Raw genomic sequence first — 4,476 nt, forward strand, 5'->3', positions numbered from 1 at the left:
GAGCCTGGGCGGACTTTTCGGTTCGGCAATCTTCGGCACGTTCGTCACGTACCGCGAGAAGTACCATCACAATATCATCGCGCAGTCGATCACCATGGCCGATCCCAACGTAGTGCAACGCATCCGTCAATTGTCGGCAGCTTACAGCCGCGTGATCACCGACAAGGCTTTGCTCAATGCGGAAGGCGTGGCGCTCCTGAGTCAGCAAGCCACCCGCGAGGCGAATGTGCTCGCCTACAACGACCTCTTCATGCTGATCGCGGTTCTGTCCGCGTTCGGCTGCATGGCTCTTCTCGTTCAACTCGGCGCAAGCTTCCTTAAGCGCGCCGTCGCAGAACCTCTTACCACGGCCTGATCGAACCCATGTCCATCGCGAACCCTTTCAAATCACGCGCAACGGTGCCGGCCTTCCTTCTGGGAATCGCCGGCGTGCTGCTGGTGCTCTATGCGTGGCAATTGCCGCCGTTCCATTCGAGCGTGCAGCGGACGGACAACGCCTATGTCAAAGGCGCCGTGACGATCATCAGCCCAAAGCTCGACGGCTATGTCGCCGAAGTCACGGTCCAGGATTTCATGGAGGTGAAGGCGGGCGAGGTCCTGGTCAAGCTCGACGATCGCATTTATCAGCAGCGCCTCGCCCAGGCGAAGGCGGCACTCGCGACCGCGAAGGCGACGCTGGCGAATTCCGAACAGCAACGGCGGTCCAAGGAGGCGAGCGTCGCAGTCGGCCAAGCGCAGATCGACAGCGCGCACGCTCTCCTCACGCGCGTCGAGGCGGATTGGAAGCGGGTCGAGCCATTGAACAAGCGCGGTTTCGCAACCCAGGCCCAACTTGATCAGTCGCGCGCGGCGCTCGATCAAGCGCAGGCCGGCCTCAACCAAACGAAGGCGGCTCTCGAAGTTGCGAAAGAAGATTTGACGGCGACGATCGTCAATCGCGGATCGCTCGAAGCGGCGGTTCAGAACGCCGAAGCCACCGTCCGCCTCGCGGAAATCGACCTGCAGAACACGCGCATCGTCGCGCCGCAGGACGGGCATCTCGGCGAGGTCAGCGCGCGGCTCGGGCAATATGTGACGCCCGGTTCGCAACTCATGGCGATGGTGCCCGACAAGATCTGGGTCATCGCCAATTTCAAGGAAACGCAGATTGCTGACATGGCTTACGGTCTGCCGGTGACGATTCAGGTCGATGCGCTCCACGGCGCGGCCTTGAACGGCACGGTCTCGCGTTTCTCGCCGGCGGCGGGGTCCGAGTTCAGCGTCTTGCGTCCGGACAACGCCACCGGCAACTTCACCAAGGTCGCCCAACGCATTCCGGTGCGGATCGAGATCGACCCCGACCAACCTCTCGTGGACCAACTAAGTCCCGGCATGTCGGTGATCGTCAGCGTCGATACGAAGGCGCATCGAGAGACCACCGGGAATCTGTGAGGCTGGTCTATCGCGCCGCCTTCGGCCATGGTGTCTGACTGAAGATCGACCCTGGACGTGTGGCGCCGACGTTGAGTGCATCCCAACCGAATTCGAAGATCGTCACCTCGACCATCGGCATGACGCAGATCCTTGCCTGGGGATCATCGTTCTACCTACCGGCCGTCCTCGCGCAACCGATCGCCAACGATACCGGGTGGACGCTCAGTTGGGTTGTCGGCGGCTTGTCGCTCGGCCTCCTCGCCGCCGGTTTAGCCGCTCCGTTCGTCGGACGAACGATCGAACGGATCGGCGGCCGCTTCGTGCTCGCTTCAAGTTCATTGCTGCTTGCGGCTGGTCTCACGACGCTCTCCCTTTCCCAGAGCCTGCCGGTCTACCTTGTTGCATGGGCGATGATGGGTGTCGGGATGGGCTCGGGCCTCTACGATGCCGCATTCTCGACCCTTGGGCGGCTCTATGGTGGGCAAGCAAGAAGTGCCATTACGACCGTGACGTTGTTCGGTGGTTTCGCCAGCACGATCTGCTGGCCTTTGAGCGCGACGCTCGTCGATCATTTCGGCTGGCGAGGCGCCTGTGGGGTCTATGCGGCAATCCATTTGTTCGTCGCCTTCCCGCTCCATCTTCTCGTCGTGCCGAACGTACCCAATCGTGCACGGGCCCTTCCCCCATCCGGCGACGTCGCCATTGAACGACCGACGACCGATTTGGCGGGATCGCGGCGGACACGGGCGCTCGTGCTATTGGCGACGATCCTGACATTGGGGTCGGTGACCGCGTCTATGATCGGCGTGCATCTTCTGACGATCCTCCAAGCGCGCGGCTACGCCTTAGGCTCGGCGGTCGCCCTCGGCGCCCTGATCGGCCCGGCACAGGTGGGTGCGCGCATGGTCGAAATGGCGTTCGGCCGGCGCTACCATCCGATTTGGACCATGGCCACCTCGACCTTCCTTGTGGCTGTCGGCATGGCGCTTCTGCTCGGCGGTCTACCGGTCGTCGCTCTTGCGCTTTGTCTCTACGGGGCCGGGAACGGTATTGGCTCGATCGCGAAGGGCACTCTGCCGCTCGCTCTCTTCGGTTCGAACGGATATGCCTCCCTCATGGGTAAGCTTGCGATGCCGGCCCTCCTCGCCCAGGCCCTCTCTCCGTCGCTCGGCGCCGTTCTGATCGCCTGGGGAGGCGCCGGCGCGGCCCTTGCCTGCCTCACGTCGTTGGGGGTTCTCAACGTCGCGCTCGTCGGTGTTCTCTGGAGAACGAAGCGCACGCGCCCATAGGCGTCCAAACGGCCGCCACGAAAAAGCTTGCGGAAGCTGTCGGATTGGCGTCGGCTGGCTCGTCCTAGCCAAGAGCCAGAAACGGCCATCGTTCCGGAGGAAATCTCATGCAAGTGCAACCCTACCTGTTCTTTGAAGGTCGCGCCGAGGAAGCGGCTGAATTCTACCGGTCGGCGCTGGGCGCCGAAACGACATTTCTCATGCGTTTCAGGGAGAACCCCGATCCCTCGATGACGGCGCCGGGAACCGAAGACAAAGTCATGCACATGAGTATCCGCATTGGGGACTCGACCATCTTCGCGTCCGATGGCCGCTGCTCCGGACAACAGAACCATCAGGGATTCTCGCTTGCGCTCAACGTGAAGGACATTGCCGAAGCCGAGCGGATTTTCGGCTTGCTTTCGGAAGGCGGGCAGATCCAGATGCCGATGGCAAAGACCTTCTTCTCCCCTCGTTTCGGCATGACGGCGGATCGCTTCGGCGTCTCGTGGATGGTCATGGTCGACGCCGCCTAGACAGTTTCGGCGTCCTCGAGCCCATCCGTCAGTCCAAGTTTCTTGGGGAGCGGCGTGCCTGAATATTCTGAGTTCATCGTCACCGGCCCTGGAAGATGAACGACGCGCCGAGTGCAATGAAAGCAAACCCAACGAGGTGGTTCCAGCCGAGAGGTTCTTTCAGGTAAACGATCGAGAAGATCGCGAAGACCGCAAGGGTGATGACCTCCTGCATGGTCTTGAGCTGCGCTGCTGAATAGACCTCGGAGCCGATCCGATTGGCCGGTACCGCAAACCAATATTCGACCAGCGCGATACCCCAACTGACGAAAACCGCGATCCAGAGCGGTGTCGTCTTGAATTTGAGGTGGCCATACCAGGCGAATGTCATGAAGACGTTCGAGGCGATGAGCATGGCAATAGGGGCGACGAAGGGATTCATGGCGCTTTTTCTGGGAAATGCGGGAGGCAGCGGGCCTCCTCTGACGGGCGGGACGGATGCCTAACGTGCGGCAAGTCGTTCGAGAACGAGGGAACCGCCGACGATCTGCGGATTGGACGGGTCGAAGCCTTCCGTATTCTCGCGTCGCGTGACGAAGGCCCTGGCGGTTTCGAAGGCCGCGTCGAGACGGGGCTCGCCGCGTAGCGCCTTGTTGAAAAAGGCGTCGCCGAAATACGTCCACTTGGCGCCGTCTCTGCAGCCGAACGAGGGCTTGTCGGCGGCCGCAGCCGTAATCACCAATGTTCGCTCATCGGCAAGCGCCTTGGCGAAGGTTCCCGAATAACAGGCGGAGACGATCAGGACGCGATAGCGCGCCCGCGTCGCGTTCAACAGGAAACCGATGTCGCGCGGGGTCATGATCCCCGTCGTTCGACCGGCAACGAGACCGATGCCTTCCGGGGCGCCATGGGACGTGAGCACCAGGACAACCACATCCTCGCTCGGATCGAGGACACGGCCCATCGCGGTCGCTGCGTTGAGCATGCGGTCCGGAGTCGCGCCGGAGCGCCGTTTGGTGTTGCTTGCGACGATGGACCTGCCTTTGGCGTCGAGCTGGCCTTCGAGAACGCTCGCTGCCCCCCTCGCCTCGCTTTCGAAGACGCTCTGCGGTCCCCAGAGACCGAACGATAGGATGTACACGTCCGTGGCGCCCACGCGATGTGGCGCGAGCGAAAAGGCTTCCACCGGGCGGCGGGGCGGTTTCGCCGCCGCTGGTTCCGGCGCGAAAGCGCCGAGAATGGCCCCGACAAGTCCCAGAATGAAGAATCGGCGCCACATC

5 protein-coding genes and 1 pseudogene are annotated in these 4,476 nt (G+C 62.3%); 4 read left to right on the forward strand and 2 right to left on the reverse strand.

What is annotated here, in order from left to right; genetic code table 11:
- The 4 genes and pseudogenes from AC1DT3_RS12930 to AC1DT3_RS12945 form a co-directional block, all read left to right on the forward strand.
- Window positions 1-355 (forward strand): annotated as a pseudogene (locus AC1DT3_RS12930) (MFS transporter); the annotation flags it as partial.
- Window positions 356-363: 8 nt separating this feature from the next.
- Window positions 364-1,431: an HlyD family secretion protein gene (locus AC1DT3_RS12935; RefSeq protein WP_477465657.1), complete on the forward strand. Its 1,068-nt coding sequence runs from the start codon at window positions 364-366 to the stop codon at window positions 1,429-1,431.
- Window positions 1,432-1,550: 119 nt separating this feature from the next.
- Complete coding sequence (locus AC1DT3_RS12940) at window positions 1,551-2,702, forward strand: MFS transporter (RefSeq protein ID WP_477465658.1); 1,152 nt, start codon at window positions 1,551-1,553, stop codon at window positions 2,700-2,702.
- A gap of 107 nt (window positions 2,703-2,809) precedes the next feature.
- Window positions 2,810-3,217, forward strand: coding sequence for a VOC family protein (locus tag AC1DT3_RS12945; protein ID WP_477465659.1), 408 nt, complete (start codon window positions 2,810-2,812; stop codon window positions 3,215-3,217).
- Between the two features lie 79 nt (window positions 3,218-3,296).
- On the opposite strand, the gene AC1DT3_RS12950 is transcribed toward AC1DT3_RS12945, so the two are convergent.
- Together AC1DT3_RS12950 and AC1DT3_RS12955 are read right to left on the reverse strand one after the other, a co-directional pair.
- Window positions 3,297-3,638 (reverse strand): DMT family protein, encoded by a 342-nt coding sequence (locus AC1DT3_RS12950; RefSeq protein WP_477465660.1) that lies wholly within the window; start codon window positions 3,636-3,638, stop codon window positions 3,297-3,299.
- Window positions 3,639-3,698: 60 nt separating this feature from the next.
- Window positions 3,699-4,476 (reverse strand): C13 family peptidase (locus tag AC1DT3_RS12955; protein ID WP_477465661.1); only part of this gene is annotated, 778 nt, incomplete at its 5' end.

It is taken from the genome of Microvirga sp. P4_G7, from assembly GCF_056401005.1.